Source organism: Weissella kandleri, assembly GCF_045504165.1.
Classification (GTDB): domain Bacteria; phylum Bacillota; class Bacilli; order Lactobacillales; family Lactobacillaceae; genus Weissella; species Weissella kandleri_A.
The window spans coordinates 68,567-87,287 of the sequence record NZ_JBJJNY010000005.1 but is presented as its reverse complement, the minus strand read 5'-3'; the positions used below and the strand labels follow the sequence as shown (position 1 = coordinate 87,287).

At 40.8% G+C, this 18,721-nt stretch carries 19 protein-coding genes, 1 tRNA gene and 1 riboswitch; of the genes, 17 read left to right on the top strand and 3 right to left on the bottom strand.

The window, feature by feature from the left end; genetic code table 11:
- Positions 1 to 18 precede the first annotated feature (18 nt).
- From ACJQWY_RS03910 to ACJQWY_RS03875, 8 genes are all read left to right on the top strand, one after another.
- The gene (locus ACJQWY_RS03910) at positions 19 to 486 is read left to right on the top strand and encodes a hypothetical protein (RefSeq protein WP_407076452.1); all 468 of its coding nucleotides are present in this window, start codon (positions 19 to 21) and stop codon (positions 484 to 486) included.
- Between the two features lie 59 nt (positions 487 to 545).
- Positions 546 to 654, top strand: a riboswitch (THF riboswitch).
- Between the two features lie 39 nt (positions 655 to 693).
- Complete coding sequence (locus tag ACJQWY_RS03905; protein ID WP_407076451.1) at positions 694 to 1,257, top strand: folate family ECF transporter S component; 564 nt, start codon at positions 694 to 696, stop codon at positions 1,255 to 1,257.
- Between the two features lie 311 nt (positions 1,258 to 1,568).
- Entirely contained in the window at positions 1,569 to 2,555 is a 987-nt protein-coding gene (trpX, locus tag ACJQWY_RS03900) for a tryptophan ABC transporter substrate-binding protein (protein WP_407076450.1), read from the top strand.
- Between the two features lie 25 nt (positions 2,556 to 2,580).
- Positions 2,581 to 3,477: an ABC transporter permease gene (locus tag ACJQWY_RS03895; RefSeq protein WP_407076449.1), complete on the top strand. Its 897-nt coding sequence runs from the start codon at positions 2,581 to 2,583 to the stop codon at positions 3,475 to 3,477.
- Positions 3,477 to 4,247: an ABC transporter ATP-binding protein gene (locus ACJQWY_RS03890; protein WP_407076448.1), complete on the top strand. Its 771-nt coding sequence runs from the start codon at positions 3,477 to 3,479 to the stop codon at positions 4,245 to 4,247. Before ACJQWY_RS03895 ends, ACJQWY_RS03890 begins: the two co-directional genes overlap by 1 nt.
- Positions 4,248 to 4,522: 275 nt before the next feature.
- Entirely contained in the window at positions 4,523 to 5,941 is a 1,419-nt protein-coding gene (gene pyk, locus ACJQWY_RS03885) for a pyruvate kinase (RefSeq protein WP_407076447.1), read from the top strand.
- Between the two features lie 163 nt (positions 5,942 to 6,104).
- On the top strand, positions 6,105 to 7,064 hold the full coding sequence (locus ACJQWY_RS03880) for a DUF1002 domain-containing protein (protein ID WP_407076446.1): 960 nt from the start codon (positions 6,105 to 6,107) through the stop codon (positions 7,062 to 7,064).
- A 96-nt stretch (positions 7,065 to 7,160) separates the two neighbouring features.
- Positions 7,161 to 7,304 carry a hypothetical protein gene (locus ACJQWY_RS03875; RefSeq protein WP_407076445.1) on the top strand — a complete coding sequence of 48 codons (144 nt, stop codon included), beginning with the start codon at positions 7,161 to 7,163 and terminating at the stop codon, positions 7,302 to 7,304.
- A gap of 68 nt (positions 7,305 to 7,372) precedes the next feature.
- Here ACJQWY_RS03875 and ACJQWY_RS03870 read toward each other — a convergent pair whose 3' ends face one another.
- A complete protein-coding gene (locus ACJQWY_RS03870; protein ID WP_407076444.1) occupies positions 7,373 to 7,858 on the bottom strand; it encodes a PadR family transcriptional regulator in 486 nt (161 codons plus the stop codon).
- A gap of 2 nt (positions 7,859 to 7,860) precedes the next feature.
- Positions 7,861 to 8,403 (bottom strand): phenolic acid decarboxylase, encoded by a 543-nt coding sequence (locus ACJQWY_RS03865; protein WP_407076443.1) that lies wholly within the window; start codon positions 8,401 to 8,403, stop codon positions 7,861 to 7,863.
- A gap of 137 nt (positions 8,404 to 8,540) precedes the next feature.
- On the opposite strand from ACJQWY_RS03865, the gene ACJQWY_RS03860 reads away from it, so the two are divergent.
- Positions 8,541 to 8,613, top strand: a tRNA-Lys gene (locus tag ACJQWY_RS03860).
- Positions 8,614 to 8,785: 172 nt separating this feature from the next.
- Here ACJQWY_RS03860 and ACJQWY_RS03855 read toward each other — a convergent pair.
- A complete protein-coding gene (locus ACJQWY_RS03855; protein ID WP_407076442.1) occupies positions 8,786 to 10,657 on the bottom strand; it encodes a bifunctional diguanylate cyclase/phosphodiesterase in 1,872 nt (623 codons plus the stop codon).
- 275 nt (positions 10,658 to 10,932) lie between these two features.
- On the opposite strand from ACJQWY_RS03855, the gene ACJQWY_RS03850 reads away from it, so the two are divergent.
- The 8 genes from ACJQWY_RS03850 to ACJQWY_RS03815 all read left to right on the top strand — a co-directional run bounded on the left by ACJQWY_RS03850 (position 10,933) and on the right by ACJQWY_RS03815 (position 18,713).
- On the top strand, positions 10,933 to 11,397 hold the full coding sequence (locus tag ACJQWY_RS03850; protein WP_407076441.1) for a low molecular weight protein-tyrosine-phosphatase: 465 nt from the start codon (positions 10,933 to 10,935) through the stop codon (positions 11,395 to 11,397).
- 16 nt (positions 11,398 to 11,413) lie between these two features.
- Positions 11,414 to 12,118: a hypothetical protein gene (locus ACJQWY_RS03845; RefSeq protein ID WP_407076440.1), complete on the top strand. Its 705-nt coding sequence runs from the start codon at positions 11,414 to 11,416 to the stop codon at positions 12,116 to 12,118.
- Positions 12,119 to 12,187: 69 nt separating this feature from the next.
- On the top strand, positions 12,188 to 13,759 hold the full coding sequence (locus ACJQWY_RS03840) for a peptide chain release factor 3 (RefSeq protein WP_407076439.1): 1,572 nt from the start codon (positions 12,188 to 12,190) through the stop codon (positions 13,757 to 13,759).
- Between the two features lie 90 nt (positions 13,760 to 13,849).
- On the top strand, positions 13,850 to 15,145 hold the full coding sequence (locus ACJQWY_RS03835; RefSeq protein WP_407076438.1) for a replication-associated recombination protein A: 1,296 nt from the start codon (positions 13,850 to 13,852) through the stop codon (positions 15,143 to 15,145).
- Positions 15,142 to 16,143 carry an acyltransferase family protein gene (locus ACJQWY_RS03830; RefSeq protein ID WP_407076437.1) on the top strand — a complete coding sequence of 334 codons (1,002 nt, stop codon included), beginning with the start codon at positions 15,142 to 15,144 and terminating at the stop codon, positions 16,141 to 16,143. The genes ACJQWY_RS03835 and ACJQWY_RS03830 overlap by 4 nt, the downstream gene beginning before the upstream one ends.
- Positions 16,144 to 16,481: 338 nt before the next feature.
- Positions 16,482 to 16,766: a hypothetical protein gene (locus tag ACJQWY_RS03825; protein ID WP_407076436.1), complete on the top strand. Its 285-nt coding sequence runs from the start codon at positions 16,482 to 16,484 to the stop codon at positions 16,764 to 16,766.
- A gap of 87 nt (positions 16,767 to 16,853) precedes the next feature.
- Entirely contained in the window at positions 16,854 to 17,300 is a 447-nt protein-coding gene (locus ACJQWY_RS03820) for a universal stress protein (protein WP_407076435.1), read from the top strand.
- Positions 17,301 to 17,480: 180 nt separating this feature from the next.
- Complete coding sequence (locus ACJQWY_RS03815; protein ID WP_407076434.1) at positions 17,481 to 18,713, top strand: hypothetical protein; 1,233 nt, start codon at positions 17,481 to 17,483, stop codon at positions 18,711 to 18,713.
- Positions 18,714 to 18,721: the final 8 nt, after the last annotated feature.

The window sequence follows — 18,721 nt, the reverse complement described above, 5'->3', positions numbered from 1 at the left end:
AATTTGGAGTAAATGGCAATGCAGATCATTAAAGATTACGGCGATTTTCAAATTATTAATTTAGATACACAAGATCCGCGTTCAGCGGAACCAACGAGTTTGCCGGCAGGAAGTAGTGGCTTAATGGTGTTACCCACTTCAGATGGGGTAGATCTTGAAGAAATGATCAGTTGGCCAGCGACATATTTAATTTGGGTTGCTGGTGATTGGGGGCCTTTAGTGGATCGTTTAGTCAGCGGTCAGTGGCACTGGGCGTTGGTTCATCAAGTTTATCGCCGTAGTTTAATCCGGGTGACGGGTGATTTAACAACGGGGCAGCAATTAAGTGCGTGGTGGTCAGCACAAGGCGTGCCTATTTTAAAAATCGGATCGCGGTTAATGTTGCACCGCCAGAATGTGCAGGTACCAACTACCAAAGCATCGCAACGTCAGATTATTAATACGCATATTCCAGTCGATTTTCCGCGTAATTTCAACCGCCTGTAACATTAACCTTTACAGGTGCGAAAAAAAGCACTATAATAGCCAAGGATTTAAATTAAATCCGCAGGGTAGGATTCGATGCGTACAGGTCTCTAAAAACGGAATGTGAGTTAGAGAAGAAAAATTAAACCTCTGAGTTTGATTTGCGATGTCGGGTTCGCATTCACTGTAAAAGGTGAAACCCTCCATTATTTAAGGAGGTGTTTTCAAATGAAGACATTAGAATATTTCAAGTTACCCAAGTTGCGTGTACAAGCGTTGGCTTTATTAGGCGTCTTAATGGCCTTAGACATTATTATTTCACGTTTTACGGTGGGAACGGCTTTTTTGCAAATTAGCTTTACCTTTATTACCGGAGGCTTAATTGCGAAATGGTACGGACCTCTATGGGGCATACCGGTTGCTTTTTTAATTGATTTTTTAACCAATTTAATGAGCGGTCAGCCTTATATTATCGCTTTTACATTGGTTAAATTGTTATCAGCGTTAATTTTTGGAATTGCTTATTATCAACGTGAAAAGCTTTCGTGGACATGGATTACGGTAACGGTCTTCTTGCAACTATTGTTGGCAAATGTAATCTTAAATACGTATCTGTTAAGTGTGTATAATTTTATCCCGGTTCATTCATTAGCAGTGGCGATTAGTTCACCCATCGTTTGGGCTCGGGTGTTAAAAAGCGCGATTATGTGGCCGATTGAAGTTGTTTTGAGTTATATCATTTTTAATAATAAAAATTTGGAACAATTACGAAAAGATGCATTTGAACGGTAATTTGCTTGTTTTTGTTAAATTAGTTTGTTAGTATAGATGATATCAAATATAGTTTGGAGAAATGTTATGTCAAAGGGACAACAACAATTAAATCTTTGGTGGCGTATTTAACGCGACCGAACTAGTAGTTAGTAGGTTCGGACGTGCACTTTCATAGTGCAATCGAATCTACGGCTAGATTTCTCCTGAATACAAGGAACGTCTACCTAGATGAGTTTGTCTATGTGGGCGTTTTTTTGTGTCAAAAGAAGCAAAAAATGCTGTATTCCCCAACTATGGGAGAGCATTGAAGCTGCACGAAGGAGAAAGAAATGAATCGTAAAATTTTAGGAACGATAGTTGGTCTAGCTGTGTTATTAGGCGTGGCTGGAGTACAAGAAAGTCGGCAATCGACAGATCAGGCGGTTAAAACAGTGGGGGTTTTACAATATATGAGTCACCCGGCTTTAACCGAAATATATCATGGGATTGAGCAAGGTTTACAAGACGAAGGGTACCAGGTGGGCAAAAATGTCAAAATTGATTTACAAAATGCGCAAGGGGATCAGTCGAATTTGAAAACGATGGCTTCGCATTTTGCTAGTACCAAGCCCGCTGTGACGGTCGGGATTGCGACACCAGCAGCGGTAAGTTTGGTCAATACCATGCAACAACGGGCGATTGTGTTTGCCGGCTCAACGAATCCCGTGGGCGCCAAGTTAGTGTCGCGCTATCAACATCCGGGCGGGAATGTGACGGGAGTGTCGGACCAAGCACCGTTACAAGCACAATTAAAATTAATGCAAACTTTGGTACCAACATTGCATACGGTTGGTGTGATTTATACTTCATCCGATGATTCTGCAACGACCGAGGCTCGAAAATTTACGCGGTTAGCTCAAAAACACGGAATTAAAATTAAAGCTTATTCTATTGCTTCGACGAATGATTTAAACCAGACGAGTTTACAGATGCTTCAAGCTGGGAATGTTGATGCAGTCTTTGTGCCCACTGATAATACGATTGCCGGGGCGATTGATACCTTGATGCAAAATGCGAAAACTGCGCAAATACCGGTCTTTCCGACAGTCGATAGTATGGTTGAAAAAGGGGGCTTGGCTTCTGAATCAATCAGTCAAAAAGGAATTGGGCGGGCCACGGGACGCATGGTTGGGCGCATTTTGTCAGGAGCGAAACCGGGCGATCAAGATGTCGAATTTATGCAACAAGGAAAGTTAGTGATTAACCAAACGGTTGCTGATGAATTGCACATCAAGATTTCGGATGACTTACGAATGAAAGCTAAGATGATTAAATAATTTTTAAAAGAAAAGGGGTGGGCATATGAGTATGATTGTATCAGCGATTGGACAAGGGTTAATCTGGGCGATGTTGGGTCTCGGATTATACCTATCTTTTCGGATTTTAAATTTTCCAGATATGACGGTAGAAGGGACTTTTCCTTTGGGTGCTGCGGTAGCTGTAACGGGCATTAGTACGGGGATGAACCCAGTTGTAGCTGCTTTATTAGCGGCTGGAGCCGGGGCTTTAGCGGGGCTGGTGACAGGTTTGCTATATACGAAGGGTCAAATTCCCATTTTGTTAGCGGGAATTTTGACTATGACCGCGGTTTATTCAGTTAATTTGCGGATTATGGGGCAAGCAAATCGCTCATTATTGGGCGTAAAGACCATTTTTAATGGTAATTGTCTTAAGCACTTACCAGAAAATTTTCCCACGGTGGTAGTCGGCCTGGCAATCGCAGTGGTGATGGTTTTGGCCTTGGCATATTTTTTACAAACTGAATTAGGTCAAGCTTTTATTGCAACCGGTGATAATCCTAAAATGGCACAATCAATGGGAATTAATACTCATAATATGACTATTTTAGGGTTGATGTTATCAAACGCGTTGATTGCGTTTGGCGGAGCCTTAGTAGCGCAAAATAATGGATTTGCCGATGTCAATATGGGCGTAGGCATTATTGTGGTCGCACTGGCTTCCATTATCATTGGTGAGGTAGTCTTTGTTGAGGAGGTAACTTTGACCGAACGGCTCATTACAGTGGTGATTGGCTCAATTTTGTACCGCTTTGTGCTGGTATTAGTTCTGGCGTTAGGGCTCAATGCCAACAATTTGAACCTCTTTAGTGCCATTATCTTAGGGCTGGCGTTATTGTTACCTAAGTTGCGCAAATTTTTCCATTTTGATCGTATTTTGTTGGGACGGAGGGCAGACTAATGACAGAACCAATTTTAGAATTAATTGACGCGACCGTAATCGTTAACCAGAATACACCGGACGCTAAAATTATTTTGCAAGCGGTCAATTTGACGGTTCAACCCGGTGAATTTATTACACTTTTAGGTTCAAATGGAGCCGGAAAATCAACCTTGTTTAATGTAATTGCGGGGACGTTACCACTTTCATCTGGTCAAATTAAAATTGCAGGGCAGGACGTGACGCAGATGGGGGCACCCCAGCGAACTAAGCTGTTGGCCCGTGTCTTTCAAGATCCAAAAGTGGGGACTGCACCGCGGATGACGGGGGCCGAGAATTTGTTATTGGCAGAGCGACGTGGGCAACGCCGCCGATTATTGAACCGTCATTTGACGGCTGAAAAGCAAGCTCATTTTGTAAATTTAGTTAATCAGATGGGGAACGGATTAGGAACGCGCTTAGATATGCCAACGGGGGCCTTGTCAGGGGGCCAACGTCAGGCTTTAAGCTTCGTGATGGCGACTTTAAGCCGACCAGAAATTTTGTTATTAGATGAGCATACTGCCGCCTTAGATCCAAAAACGAGTCAACAATTAATGCGCGTTACCGATGAACAAGTGCGAGAACAACATTTAACGGCACTGATGATTACCCATAATTTAGATGATGCATTACGGTATGGGCATCGGTTATTAATCTTACATGCAGGACAGATTCAAGCCGATTTTAATGGTGATGAAAAAGCGCAATTAACGCGGAACCAGTTACTTGATTTTTTTGAACAATATTAGTGTAATTAAAAAGCAATAAAAATGTAATGTATTGCAAATTAATTTAATTTTAACTGTATTTGAAGAATGCCTATGATAGGTGTTGGTTGAATGAAATCGCTTACTTCGGTTTTTGTTGATTTTGGAATTCATGTGTGGCATGTCACATAAGCTTCTGAATCCGGTAAATCCGGCTTTTTCATTGGAAAAATGATTTTACAATTAAGCGTAAAACAGTTAAAATATAGAAGAATTAAATCAAGTAATTTGCATGGGTAAAAGGAGATTTTCTTAAGATGAAGAAGACAAAAATTGTTTCAACACTTGGACCTGCTTCAAGTGATGTCGAGACTATTGCTAAGTTGATTGATGGTGGAGCTAACGTTGTACGTTTTAACTTCTCACATGGTGACCATGAAGAGCATTTGGGTCGGATGAACGCCGTTCACGAAGCTGAGAAGATGACCGGTAAGAAGGTTGGATTCTTATTGGACACTAAGGGTGCCGAAATCCGGACAACTGTTCAATCAACTGGTAAGATTGAATTCAACATTGGAGATGTAGTACGGATCTCAATGGACGATTCTTTGGAAGGAACCAAGGAAAAGGTTGCCGTTACTTACCCTGGATTGTATGACGACGTTAAAGTTGGTGGGCATGTTTTGTTTGATGATGGGAAGCTTGACTTCTTGATCACTGAAAAGGACGAAGCAAACCACGAATTGGTAACAACAGTGCAAAACCACGGTTTGTTGGGATCACGTAAGGGTGTTAACGCACCTGGTGTTTCAATCAACTTGCCTGGAATCACTGAAAAGGATGCTGATGATATCCGCTTTGGTTTGGAACACGATATCAACTTTATCGCCGCTTCATTCGTTCGTAAGCCAGAAGATGTTAATGACATCCGCGCTTTGTTGAAAGAAGCTGGTAAGGAAGATGTTATGATCTTCCCTAAGATCGAATCTCAAGAAGGAATCGACAACTTCGATGATATCTTGGAAGTTTCTGATGGATTGATGGTTGCCCGTGGAGACATGGGAGTTGAAATTCCAGCCGAAAACGTGCCTTTGGTACAAAAGGACTTGATCCGTAAGTTGAACGCTGCTGGTAAGCCAGTAATTACCGCTACTGACATGTTGGATTCAATGCAAGAAAACCCACGTCCTACACGTGCCGAAGCTTCTGACGTTGCTAACGCTGTCTTTGACGGAACTGATGCAACAATGCTTTCAGGGGAATCAGCTAATGGTGATTACCCAGTTGAAGCCGTTCAAACAATGGCTCGCATTGACGAAAAGGCCGAAACTGCTTTGGCTTTGAACGGACGTCATGTCAACAAGTTCGTCTCAAATGATGGAAATACTGAATCAATTGCTGCAGCTGTTGCAGAAGCAACTAGCAAGTTGGACATCAAGGCAATCGTTGCTTCAACTAAGTCAGGAAACACGGCTAAGTTGATTTCAAAGTACCGTCCAAATGCTGATATCTTGGCTTTGACTTACGATGAGCGAGTTGAACGTGCTTTGAAGATTTACTGGGGTGTACAACCAGTTATCGCTGAAATGCCTGAGAGCACTGATGATATTATCGCTGCTTCTAAGAAGGCTGCTTTGGACCAAGGATTGGCTCAAAAGGGTGATTTGATTATCGTTGTTGCTGGTGTGGCTGCTGAAGTCGGATCAACTAACTTGATGACAATCCAAACTGTTTAATTTTTAAAATTACAGACAAGTCAAATTTGGCTTGTCTTTTTTTATTGGCAAAAGGATTGATACTAATTGGTATTTGTTGGTTTTGAAATTTACTTTACTAAAACGTAATGGTGATGTAAAATAAATGCAACAATAGAAACAAGAAAAAACGAGGTCAAAAATTATGCAAATGAAACGAGCAGTAACTGGTTTAGTTGTCGGCGTAACGATTGTTGGAGTATTAAGTGGTGTGATGGGGGCCAAAGCAGCTACGCAGACACAAACAAAACAATTAAGTCAGGCGTACGTTGTGATTGGCTCAGGAAATAATGATCAAGCGGGAATGTTGAAAACACTTGATCCAAATGGTAAAGCAAAGCAGATTACGGTGAATGGAGCGGATGGCGATCAATACCTAAACTTACAAGGGGTGAGCGACAGTGCTATGATCAGTTCAGTCTCGGTGGCGCCAGCTGAACCCGGTTCAGGGACCTTGGTTAATCTACAAAAATACAATGGTGAAGACAATATTACCAAAGTAACTGCTCAGCAATATGCCATGGCGGCAACTTTGGCTGGGGTAAATGATGTTATCATAACTGTGACATCAAATCAGGCGGTGTCTGGTGAGTCAGCTTTAGCAGGGGTGTATAAAGCTTTAGCGTCTGATGGAACGAACCTCGATGATAATAACACTACGGCCGCTAATGATCTGTTGTCTGCGACATCGCAAGCTCAGTCAGAAGTAGGCGATAAGAACGCTGGTAAACTTTCTGGAGCCGTAACTGATACAGCGGCAGAAATCGCCGACAATAAGCAACAGGGGAATGAAATGACAAATAGCGATATTACTAATAGTTTGAATAATAATTTAAATAATAATAATATCAATATTTCAATTAATGCCCAGCAACAAATTGTAAAAGCACTCGAGACCTTCCAACAAGCGCCGATCGCATCTAGTTCTTCTTTTATCGATAATGCTAAGAAGCAAGCTAAGCAGCTAAAAGGTTCAACTGGTGATATTATGGCCAAAGCGGGTGACTTTTTGAATTCGGAAGATGCTTCAAATTTGAAGGCACAAGCAACTGGCTTTTGGGCGAAAATTAAGGCCTTCTTTACTGGATTATTTAATCAAAATTAATTTGTGAGACCCAGGCTGAAAGTGTTATAGTTATGGTGTAGACATTACGCTAGGTCAGTTACCTGACGTTGATAAAATAAATACGGAGGTACGATGATGTCACAGAAAAATCGTTTAAAGAAGTTGTTGGAGAAGCAAGGAATTGATACTTTACAGGTTAATGGAACGACAGTGCCAGTTCAAGCAGCGAAAGAACTAGATTTGATTGAGGCAGCTAAGGCTCAGGGTATTATGAAGTAATTATTAAATAAAAACCTACATCTATTGGGAGTAGATGTAGGTTTTATTTTTTATTGATGACTATTTAATCATGCGATATGATTTTCTTCACGTTCAATTGCGCGGTCTAAAATTAAATAATGACCATAATGATGCTGAATATCAGTAGCGTGCGCAAAAAGAGTCGCTTTGCGTTTTAGGAAATGATCAAGTTTTTCTTGGTGCACTTTCAGACTAGATTTTAAAATGTCGGAATTTTGATCAGCAATAAAATAAATTTTTAAAGAATTTAATTCTTCGTTGTGTTCATTGATTGGTTCTAAGAGCCAATCATTTAACGCGCTAAGGCCTTTATTAGTCGCCGTATAGTAAAATTTACGCGGTTCCTCAGCGGTTTTACTAATTAATTCTTCTTCAACCATTTTATTTAATTCAGGATAGAGCTGACTATGTGAAGACTTCCAAAATTCACCAATTTCGTTGTTAAAATCATTAAGAATTTCATACGCAGTGATATGATCGTTTTGTGATAGAATACCTAAAATGACAAAAGGTAGGATACGCGGTTTAGGCATAATTAGTGCGTCCCGTTGATGCGGTGATAATTGGCATCGAAATAGCGACTAGCCCGAATGTCATCTGGCATTCCGGCATAAGGGGCTTCGGCAATGACGTCTTCATTATTTAAGCCAGCATCACCGGCGTAAGTGATTTTAGCGAATTCGGGAGCCACTAATTTTGGATAAGTTTCGTATTTTTCACGTGATTCTTCCATGAGTTTGATGTGCTCATTTTGGAAAGTGACAGTGATTTCAGGGTGTTCCTCAACCCACTTAGGGAAGAAGATGGTTCCATGAAGCTTGTCTTCATTTGGCAAGAAGTCCAAAGCGACGTCAGTACCAGTTGGTTCGGTCCAAGAAATTTTGTAGATGCCTTCTGTTAACATGATGATATCGGCTTCTTGGTCTTTTACCCAACGACCAGCGACCATGCCACCATGAATAAGATAATTAACGGTGTGATCGTTTTTAGCATACCATTCATATTCCCAGCCGTTATCATAAGTGTATACAAAGTGAGTTCCCAAAAAAGCATCAAGAGTTTTAAAATTCTTTTCCATGTTGAATGTCCTTTCGTTTCTTCAAGTTAGTACTTAATCATTCGATGTCGATATGTAAATTTAAAAAACGGAAATTAAAAAAAGTGTTGCATTTGATGATTAACGAGTGTATATTTAATTGTGTTGTTAAAAGACATGGACAGTTAGCTCAGTTGGTAGAGCAACGGACTCTTAATCCGTGGGTCCAGGGTTCGAGCCCCTGACTGTCCATCATAGGCTTCATTTCGTTAGTTGTTTTCAGTTAATGCGATGAAGCTTTTTTATATATTTAGTAAATAAACTGTTCTATCCAACGGGTAGGGTAGGTAGGGCAAGATGATAGCCGAAAAAAGGATCAGCATGAATGCTGATCCTTTTCGCTAGGTTGATAAATCATATACGATTAACTAATCGTAGGTAATTCTGGAATTCCAAAGTATGGTCCTTGAGCTTGAATGATACCCAACTGTCCCTGAAGGTTTGTTAGTTGTTCTTTCGTTGAAACGTCGCTGACGATGCTAATCAGTTCATGGTCTTGACAATAACGTATCCAAGGCGTCAATTGTTGAATCTGCAGTTGAAGATTTGAATAGGTCTTGAGGTGGTATTTTATTCCATCTACTTGCTTTAAGATTGTGAAGTCCATCTGTGATTTGACATCGTCCCATAATACCAACACGTTGTGTTGGTGAAGGAAATTAATCTGTTTGGTGAAACGAGCGTGATCGACAGGTTTGAGATGATTCAAATCATTAATCTCTAATACAAATTGAATTCGGGAATACTTTTTAGCGGTTGCAATGAAATTTTCACAATTATTGGGGTCAAACATCTGGTCCAAAGTCACATTTAGATGTAATTTGGTAGCAGTGTTTGGGTCTAATAATTTATTAATTAAATCAATTTGAATATTGAAGTCTGAGCGAAAATCTATATCAGAATGCCAACGGTACGTGTTGAAATCATACTTTTGCAAGACGAGCTCATTGGCAATATTTTCAAAGTGACTGCCGTCTAACTGCACAATTGGCTGATTTAAGTAGGCAAACATGGCCATTACTTGTTGACGCCGCTCACCGGAATAAATTGTTTTGTCATCTAAGGTTACTTGATTTCGACCGTTGCGTTTACTATGGTACAAAGCTTGGTCAGCGCGATTATAAATCGTATTAAAATTTTCATCTTCGGGTCGGAGTTCAGTTCCACCCATGGAAATCGTGACCTCAATCAGCTTACTATTGTAGTAAAAGTTGGTGGTGCGAATATCATTCCAGATTTTCTTCATTAAAGGTAAGGCTTGATCTGATGAGCAGTCTGGAATAATAATGGTGAATTCTTCGCCCCCGGTCCGATACAAATCGGCATAGATATCGGCGTTTTTCAAGGCTTCCTGGACAATTTTGGTGGTGTCCATGAGGATTTGATTCCCAGCCGAGTGACCATAATTATCATTGATTTGCTTAAAGCGATCAATGTCCCATTCAATCACAGTTAATGGCATTCGCACGGTTGTACTGTAATGGAAAGCTGTATTGCTGTCATGTTTGAAGAGTGCAAAGGACTTGGCCTTGGTTAAGGTATCGTAATCAGCTTGCTTTTCAAAATAATTATCTGATTCATTACGTGCTCCACGCGGCCAAACAATGAGGACAATAACATTCATAGCGACAAAGATGATAATTCCCAGAGCTGAGGTAAGATGATTAATTTTAATGTTCATGGAAACTTGAGGGAGCGTTTCCCAGAATAGAAAACCTAGGAGAAAGAAGTAGATGATTCCGTAGGCCCAGTGATAAATAATCCGTTCATGCACCATAGGAACCATACTAGCGACTAATAATACAATGGTAATCGTAAAGGCAAGAATAACCAGTGGCTCCGACATGTTAGCGCCTTGAACCATTACTCCGGTATGGTGGGCAATCCACACATAACCAATTGCACCAAATTGTAGGATACGCTCAAACAGGTTAAAGCCACCACTATATAAGAAAGGGATGACTAATAGGAAGAGGGCGATGTCATGGAAGACTAGGGCGATGTTACCGCTGAAGTAAAACATCGTGGCTAGATGTAGATAGAGTCCCACGGTACAACTTAAGATGATAAGCTGAATGCGTTTTAAGATTAAATGATTCGAATCTTTTTGGATGAAGACAGCACCCCATAATTGTTGAAAATAGTGAATATATCCAGTGCTAAAAAAGCAAGCGATAACCAACGCCATTGTTAAAAAACTGAGGTTATCGAAAAAAATAGGTATAAAATTATGCATTGGTATCCTCTAAATAGTAAATTTATATTTGATTAAAAATGTATCTATACAATTATACCGGTTTTATACATTTTATGGTAAAAAAAGTGACATTTTTTGAGGAAATATTGGAATGAATGGTCAAATTTAGTTAGATGGCTTTTTGATTCGCAATGCGATGGTAAACATTATATGTTAAGATAAATAAGATTTTAAATATTTTTTCGAACTTGAAGTTAAAGATCAGCAATGACAATGTTAGAAAGCCATTTTGGTAAAATTAAATGGAGAAATACATGAAAGTTTTATTTGTATGTTTAGGAAATATCGCGCGCTCAACGATGGCGGAAGCGTTATTCACACAAATGGTGGCTGATGAAGGTTTGTCAGCACAAATTAAAATTGATTCGGCCGGGACTTCCGATGAGGAGCGAGGGAATCCACCCCATCCAGGGACGCAAAAAGTCTTACGAGAATTAAATGTGCCGTTTGATTGGATTCATGCCCGCCAGATTCAAGTCGAGGATTTTAAGACAGCCGATTGGATTATCACAATGGACCACCAAAATATGGCAACATTGAAGCAACGCTGTCCCGCACAATTGCAGACTAAAATTCATTTAGCATATGAGATTTTGCCTGATAAACAGGATCAAGAAATTCCGGATCCATGGTATACGCAACGGTTTGATATCACTTATCAACAATTAATGGAAGTTTTACCAATGTGGTTACAGTTTTTTAAAAATAAACTGGCATAGTAATTGGAGAAATTAGATGAAAAATAAGGGAAGGTTGTTATTGATTATTATCTTGGCCATTATTTTCGTTTGGAGTGGTCAACGAAGTGTCAATCAATTGCTGGCGCAGCAAAATATTAAGACGGCCCGCAAGTCAGTGCAACAAGCTGATTGGATAACAGCTCAGCAGGCTTATCAAAAAGCACAAGCGCGGGTGCCATCGGTTGAAAGCCGTACGTCGCTAGAGCAGTTGGATTTATTAATTGCTGGTGATAAAGCAGCTGAGGCAGGAAATTTGACTGTGATGAAGCAAGATTATCAGCGGGCTTTGCGAGTTAATGGGGGGATGCGCCGAATTAATCAACGTATTCAAGCTAAATTACAACAAAATGACGCAGAGGCAGAGCGGTCAAAAGCGTCTTCAGCAACGCAAAAAAAGCGGACGTCAAAAACAGCCTTAGCTAAAAAACACCCTGCTGCATCCGACAAAACGGAAACGGCGGATTGGTCACAGGCAAGTTCTAATAATTTAGCGACACCTAGTGCGAATTTAGCTGACGCTTATCAATTTTCAAATGCGGATATTGAGACAGCTCGGGCCGAACTAGCTCGGACTTATCCTAATGCTGAAAATTATGATGATATGAATATCAAAAAGGTTATGGCGATGAGTTTGTTAAATAAGACTTCAATAACTGAGGCTTACCAGGCTGGTGGCTGGAATCAAATGCGCTCATATTAACAGAGCTATTTTTGATATGATGATAATTATGGAATAAGAATTTAATTTATATAGAAAAGATTGGAAATTATGACAGATTTAAAACAAGCAATTGATAAACGGCGCACCTTCGCAATTATTTCGCACCCTGACGCCGGAAAAACGACAATCACAGAGCAAATGTTATTGTTGGGTGGGGTGGTTCGCGCAGCTGGGACGGTTAAAGGCCGGCAAGGAAATTTTGCTAAGTCCGACTGGATGGAGATTGAACAAAAACGTGGAATTTCTGTGACATCATCTGTTTTGCAATTTGATTATGATGGTAAAAGAATTAACATTTTGGATACGCCCGGGCACGAAGATTTTTCTGAAGATACGTATCGAACTTTAATGGCAGTTGACTCAGTTATTATGGTAGTCGATTCAGCAAAAGGAATTGAACCACAGACACGCAAACTTTTTGAAATTGTCAAAGAGCGGCATATTCCGATTTTTACCTTTTTCAATAAACTGGATCGTGATGGGCGTCCAGCGATGGATCTAGTTGATGAGCTGGAAGAAACTTTAGGCATTAATGCCTTTCCAATGAATTGGCCGATTGGGTCTGGGCAGGTATTATCTGGTTTGTTTGATATTTATCATCAACAAGTTGAAGTTTATCGACCTGCTTTGGAGGATGAAAGGTTCTTACCTTTGAATGCAGCTGGGGATGATCTAGCACAACCTAACGCTATTCAGCAGACCCCTGTCTGGGAAGAAGCACGTGAAGAAGTCGAACTTTTGCAGGATGCTGGGAATGCCTTTGATGAAGATGCCGTCTTAAAAGGTGAGTTAACACCTGTCTTTTTCGGGTCAGCTTTGGCGGGATTTGGTTTGGAAACTTTTTTGCAGACCTATTTACAATTTGCCCCAGCTCCAGCGCCGAAGAAAACACTCAATCAACAAGTGATTGAGCCTGATCAGGCGGAATTTAGTGGATTTGTCTTTAAAATTCAAGCGAATATGAACCCGAATCATCGAGATCGAATTGCTTTTGTGCGGATTGTCTCGGGTGAGTTTGAACGGGGGATGGATGTTACCTTACAACGCACGGGTAAAAAGATTCGTTTGTCAAACGTGACGCAATTCATGGCTGATTCACGTGAAAATGTTGAAAATGCAGTGCCTGGTGATATTATTGGTGTGTATGACACAGGTAATTTCCAGATTGGTGATACGATTTATGCAGGTAAAAAGGCAATTGAGTTTGAAGAATTACCTACTTTTACTCCTGAACTGTTTATGCATGTGCGCGCGAAAAATGTTTTGAAACAAAAGTCATTCCATAAAGGAGTGACCCAGTTAGTGCAGGAAGGGACCATTCAAATGTATACTGCCTGGGATTCAGGTGATTACATTTTGGGAGCAGTTGGACAACTGCAATTTGAAGTTTTCCAGTTCCGAATGGAGAATGAATATAATAGTGAAGTTATTTTAGAGCCAATGGGATCAAAGATTGCGCGATGGGTTTCTGAAGATCAATTGGACCCCAAGATGGCCTCGTCACGAAACTTGTTAGCTCGTGATCGGCATGGTAATCCGGTCTTCTTGTTTGAAAACATGTTTGCTGAACGTTGGTTTGAAGATAAGTATCCTGATGTAAAGTTAGAGACTAAATTGTGATTTAGAAAAAATGGTAAATCTGAACAAAGCTGGGAATTCCGGCTTTTTTGCTATTAATTGAATGTTGGTCATGATGAAGGGGGGCAACAGATGGAACAACCGTTAGCTTATCGGATGCGTCCACGTAAAATTGATGAAGTTGTGGGTCAGCAAGCGTTAGTTGGACCAGGGAAAATTATTTCACGGATGGTTCAGGCGAAAATGTTATCATCAATGATTCTCTTTGGTCCTCCTGGAACGGGAAAAACGAGTATTGCAAGTGCAATTGCTGGCTCAACCCAGTATGCCTTTCGAAAATTAAATGCTGCAACAGACACTAAAAAAGATTTACAGATGGTGGCCGAAGAAGCTAAAATGTCTGGCACTGTCATTTTGTTATTGGATGAAATTCATCGGTTAGATAAAACTAAGCAAGATTTTCTATTACCTCATTTGGAAAGTGGTCGGATTGTTTTAATTGGGGCGACGACGGAAAATCCATATTTATCAATTAACCCTGCAATTCGTTCGCGGACCCAAATTTTTGAAGTCCAACCTTTGACATTGGATGAAATGGGGGTGGCCGTTGACCGAGCGTTAAATGATGCAGAACGTGGACTCGGTCAGTATCCAGTTGATCTGGATGCCGATGCCAAAAAACAACTATTATACGCAACTAATGGCGATCTACGGGCCGCTTTAAATGGGCTTGAGTTGGCCGTGAAGTCAACACCGCTGGATGTTGATGGGCGTATTAAAATTACGTTACCAATTATTGAAGAGAGTGTGCAAAAACGCGCCTTAGTGGCGGATAAAGATGGGGATGCACATTATAATGTTATCTCCGCCTTGCAAAAATCAATTCGGGGAAGTGATGCTGATGCGGCTTTACACTACGCTGCCCGGCTCATTGCGGCCGGTGATTTAGTGATTTTGGCGCGCCGTTTGCGGGTAATTGCGTATGAAGATATTGGAATGGCTGCGCCTGCAGTCGTGAATCAAGCGATGATGGCGATTAATACGGCTGAGCAGTTAGGCTTTCCAGAAGCGCGAATTCCTTTAGCCAATGCGATTTTGCTGCTAGCCTTAGCACCCAAGTCAAATTCGGCAATGGCAGCGATTGATGCAGCCCAGGCTGATTTGCAAAAAAAGGGCGGTGGGCCGATTCCTGATCATTTGAAAGATGCGCATTATCAAGGTGCAGCGGACTTAGGTCATGGTGTTGATTATTTATATCCGCATGCTTATCCAGGTGATTGGGTTGCGCAACAATATTTGCCAGATAGTCTTCAAGGACATCAATATTTTGCACCTAAAGGTAATTCTAAGACGGAGTTAAGCTATCAACAACAGTATGAAAAATTACGGACGGCGCAAAGACAAAGCTTACAAAGGAAAAAGAAATGAATCGAATTGAATGGGTAGATGTGGCCAAAGGATGGACAATCTTGATGGTCTTATTGGTGCATGTTTTAGAAGGGCTTTATAAAACAGGTGCTTATCCGAATCAAACCCAGTTGCTTCAAAGTTTGATGGCCGGACTGTTTTTGTTTATTATGCCTCTCTTTTTTGCTTTATCAGGTTATTTATACCGAGCCCCAAAAACTTGGGTGGCTTGGCGCTTGCAGATGCAAAAAAAGATGATTGCGCTGATGGGACCATCAATGATTTTTACCGTCCTTTATGTTGGCTTACAACAAATGGGAGGGGAAAACGTCCATAACGAATATCAATGGTCGGATGTATTATTGATGTTTGTTCATCCAGTGGGATATTTGTGGTTTTTGGAGACGCTTTTCCTAATTTTTGCTTTAGTGGGCGTTTTGACTTTACTAAAGCTGCCAGCAGGGTGGCAAATGTTGTTGTATTTGGTACTAGCCGTGATTGGTAATTTTATTTGGACCCCGTTGATTTTACAAGAGGTTTGTTGGTGGACGAGTGCGTTTTATTTAGGCTATTTAATGCGGCAAGAAGCTCGTTGGTGGCAGCAAACGTGGGTCGTTGGTGGGGCCATTCTGGTGATTGTAGCGGGGATGTTATGGCGATATGATCAAGGGGGGGCTTGGTTTGATACCAATTTGCCAGCCTTGAATTTGATTTTGCCCAAACTAGCAACAATTATTGTGGGCTTTAACGTCTTTCAAAAAATCCAAGGATCAAATTATTGGGTACGCGTGGGGCAAGCATCCCTTACAATCTATTTAGTACACGCTCCCTTAGCTTCGATGGTGCGGATTGGATTAACGCATCTAGGGTTGCATAATTTTTGGCTATTGTTGCTGATGGTGAGCTGGTTAACTTGGCAAATTTCAATTTGGATTGTCCAAGCGACTGACCAAGCTGCAAGTCTCCAATTGCTATTTTATCCATATCAATGGTGGCAAAGGCGACACGCCCGTGCTTGAAAAAATATGTAATCATCTATGGAAAAGATGTTGGAACTACCAATATTTTGCGTTATAATTTGGATATAGTAAATTACCTGGTCGTACGCGTGATTCATAATATCATAATGTTGCTTTACAACTTTCTAAACGGGAATGGCGGAAAGCCGGCGGAGCATGCCATGACATGTGGTAGCTACAAACGCTGTCTTAGTGCCCACTTTCTTATATTAGGAGCCAACTTTGACGAATCATCTAACGGCGACATACAAGTTTTTTACAGGCTCGTTTACCTTGTTAAACGGGCTTTTTATTTTAAAAAATAGGTTTGGTTAAAAAATTAAATCAGTGGAGAAAGTGTGAGTAGAATGATGTTGATGATTATTGAAATTTTTTTTGCAATTTTAGTTGGTGGGATTGGAATTTATTTGTTAAGGCACCAAACCAACTTTTTAGGGCTTAGTGCTCAGCAAATACAAAAGACCGCCCGTTTTTATGGCTGGGCGTTACTAATTGTGGCGGTGGGGTTGCTCATTAGTGCAATTTTTTTCGCGAAGATAGTCTGGTTGATGACAATCTTTTTAATTTTATCAATGGCCTTGACGATGATTTTGGCAGTAATTATTAGTAGTAAATTATTTTAACTAAGAATATTTTTAAAATCTGTGAAAACGCTTACGACCTATGTTATAATGTGTATATAACAAGTAAACTTCGAGGAGGGTGAGATTATGATGGCGGAAATGAATTATAAAAATATTTTAGTACCAGTCGATGGATCAAAGGAGGCTGAATCAGCCTTAAAACAAGCGATTGATATCACCAAGCATAATCATGCCAAGTTGCATATTTTGCATGTCATTGATACCCGTGCTTTTCAAAATGTAGCTGATTTTAAAACAGCCATGGTCGAAGAAGTAGCTGATACGGCTAAGAAGACGTTGGAAACTTATTTACAACAAGCTAAAGATGCCGGAATTGAAGATGTAGAATATTCAATCGAGTATGGTTCGCCCAAAAATATTATTGGGCACCAGGCGGTTGAGAAATACAATATTGATTTAATTATTATGGGAGCTACGGGGCTTAATACAATTGAGCGATTCTTGATTGGATCTGTGACTGAGTATGTAACTCGTTCTGCCAAGGTTGATACGTTAATCGTTCGGGCTAATTAATGAAGCCATTTAAACAGGCACAGCGACCACTGGCAAGCAGTTGGTGCGTTGGACCTGTTTTTTATTTAATAAAATTAAAAGTTTCAATAAATTTTGTGCAAAAATATGCGAATTAGCATATTATATAATTATATAGACTAAGACAGGCGAGAATCGCTAGTTAAGTTACGGGGAAATAATATGGAATTACCATTAACAGCAACAGTATTAAATAAACGCAGTGGAATTACAATCGTTGGGTCGGTGGGGGATGCAAAAGCAAATGTCACTGTTCAATTAGCTGATCAGACACTCTTGACACCAGAAATTGATGAGAGCGGGTCTTTTATCGTTCAAGTTGATTGGCAACAAGCGCATGGAGACATTAAGATTGTGGCTAGTTTGCCCGATGATCCAACAACGCGAAACGAAACGACTTTACATATTGAAGCGCCACAACCCATTGTGACGGCGGTATTATCGACGCAAGGTATTATGCGTAAATTGACAGGATCTGTGAATCAACCGGGTCTTTTTATTGAGGTGCATACACCGGAAAATGCTCACCCCATTGAGGTTTTGGTTGATGATAATCTGGAATTTGAATTACAAATCCCAATCGCATTACGACCAGAAGATTTGCGGGTGACCGCTTTGAATCCGGTGACGGGTGAACAATTGGAAGTGCCAGTCGAAATTGGTGTGACCACTAAAACGATGACAATTCCCATCTTAACGGATGAGATGATTAATAGTTATGCTGAAGCGGCTGAAGAACGCCGAGCGGCTTCAGAAGCCCATGATCAAGCGTTGGTTGATAAGGCGGCCGCTTCTGAATCCTTTGTTAATTCGATTGTAGAAGGTATTACGCCGTCTTCAGCGGCTGTGACGGCATCTATTGTCGCGGAAAATAAGCAAGCTACTGAAAAGGCAGATGTTCCCGTTGACGAGGTGCCTGTAGCAGCAAAAGCCCCTGAAACTAATGGTGAAGCCACGGAAGTGAAGGCATCGGAACAAGCACCCGTTGAGCCAGTTAAGGTGATTGTAGAGGTGCTTCAACCGCGGCAAACACAGACGCAGTCATCATCGACTGCCGAGCAAGAAATAGCTGCTTCTGAGGCTGAAGCAACTCCATCTGTGGCAACATCTAAAAAAGATGAAGATATGGTACGGGATGAAGCAGTCTCTGAAACATTGACGACAGAATTTAATCTATCTGATTTTGATGATGGAGATGAAAAAAGTGCAACCGAAACAGGTGTGGCTGAGGTTCTGCATGATGGTGGGATTAAGACTAATCGCAACATTGAAGATCCGCGCGCACAAACCGAACCCCAGACAAATTATTCGCGAACTTCGCGTAATCAAGAAGTCAAGCCCAAGAAAAAGGGGGGCTTCTGGAATTTCTTGAAACGTTTATTTGGTCGAGGATAATAAAATAA

Bases quoted from the DNA above. Each gene is read 5' to 3' on its own strand.
- ACJQWY_RS03845 (WP_407076440.1), top strand. From the start codon at position 11,414: ATGAAAAATAAGGGAAGGTTGTTATTGATTATTATCTTGGCCATTATT.
- ACJQWY_RS03875 (WP_407076445.1), top strand. From the start codon at position 7,161: ATGTCACAGAAAAATCGTTTAAAGAAGTTGTTGGAGAAGCAAGGAATT.
- ACJQWY_RS03855 (WP_407076442.1), bottom strand. From the start codon at position 10,657: ATGCATAATTTTATACCTATTTTTTTCGATAACCTCAGTTTTTTAACA.
- pyk (WP_407076447.1), top strand. From the start codon at position 4,523: ATGAAGAAGACAAAAATTGTTTCAACACTTGGACCTGCTTCAAGTGAT.
- ACJQWY_RS03870 (WP_407076444.1), bottom strand. From the start codon at position 7,858: ATGCCTAAACCGCGTATCCTACCTTTTGTCATTTTAGGTATTCTATCA.
- ACJQWY_RS03880 (WP_407076446.1), top strand. From the start codon at position 6,105: ATGCAAATGAAACGAGCAGTAACTGGTTTAGTTGTCGGCGTAACGATT.
- ACJQWY_RS03820 (WP_407076435.1), top strand. From the start codon at position 16,854: ATGATGGCGGAAATGAATTATAAAAATATTTTAGTACCAGTCGATGGA.
- ACJQWY_RS03895 (WP_407076449.1), top strand. From the start codon at position 2,581: ATGAGTATGATTGTATCAGCGATTGGACAAGGGTTAATCTGGGCGATG.
- ACJQWY_RS03835 (WP_407076438.1), top strand. From the start codon at position 13,850: ATGGAACAACCGTTAGCTTATCGGATGCGTCCACGTAAAATTGATGAA.
- ACJQWY_RS03840 (WP_407076439.1), top strand. From the start codon at position 12,188: ATGACAGATTTAAAACAAGCAATTGATAAACGGCGCACCTTCGCAATT.
- ACJQWY_RS03905 (WP_407076451.1), top strand. From the start codon at position 694: ATGAAGACATTAGAATATTTCAAGTTACCCAAGTTGCGTGTACAAGCG.
- ACJQWY_RS03815 (WP_407076434.1), top strand. From the start codon at position 17,481: ATGGAATTACCATTAACAGCAACAGTATTAAATAAACGCAGTGGAATT.
- ACJQWY_RS03890 (WP_407076448.1), top strand. From the start codon at position 3,477: ATGACAGAACCAATTTTAGAATTAATTGACGCGACCGTAATCGTTAAC.
- ACJQWY_RS03865 (WP_407076443.1), bottom strand. From the start codon at position 8,403: ATGGAAAAGAATTTTAAAACTCTTGATGCTTTTTTGGGAACTCACTTT.
- ACJQWY_RS03830 (WP_407076437.1), top strand. From the start codon at position 15,142: ATGAATCGAATTGAATGGGTAGATGTGGCCAAAGGATGGACAATCTTG.
- ACJQWY_RS03910 (WP_407076452.1), top strand. From the start codon at position 19: ATGCAGATCATTAAAGATTACGGCGATTTTCAAATTATTAATTTAGAT.
- trpX (WP_407076450.1), top strand. From the start codon at position 1,569: ATGAATCGTAAAATTTTAGGAACGATAGTTGGTCTAGCTGTGTTATTA.
- ACJQWY_RS03850 (WP_407076441.1), top strand. From the start codon at position 10,933: ATGAAAGTTTTATTTGTATGTTTAGGAAATATCGCGCGCTCAACGATG.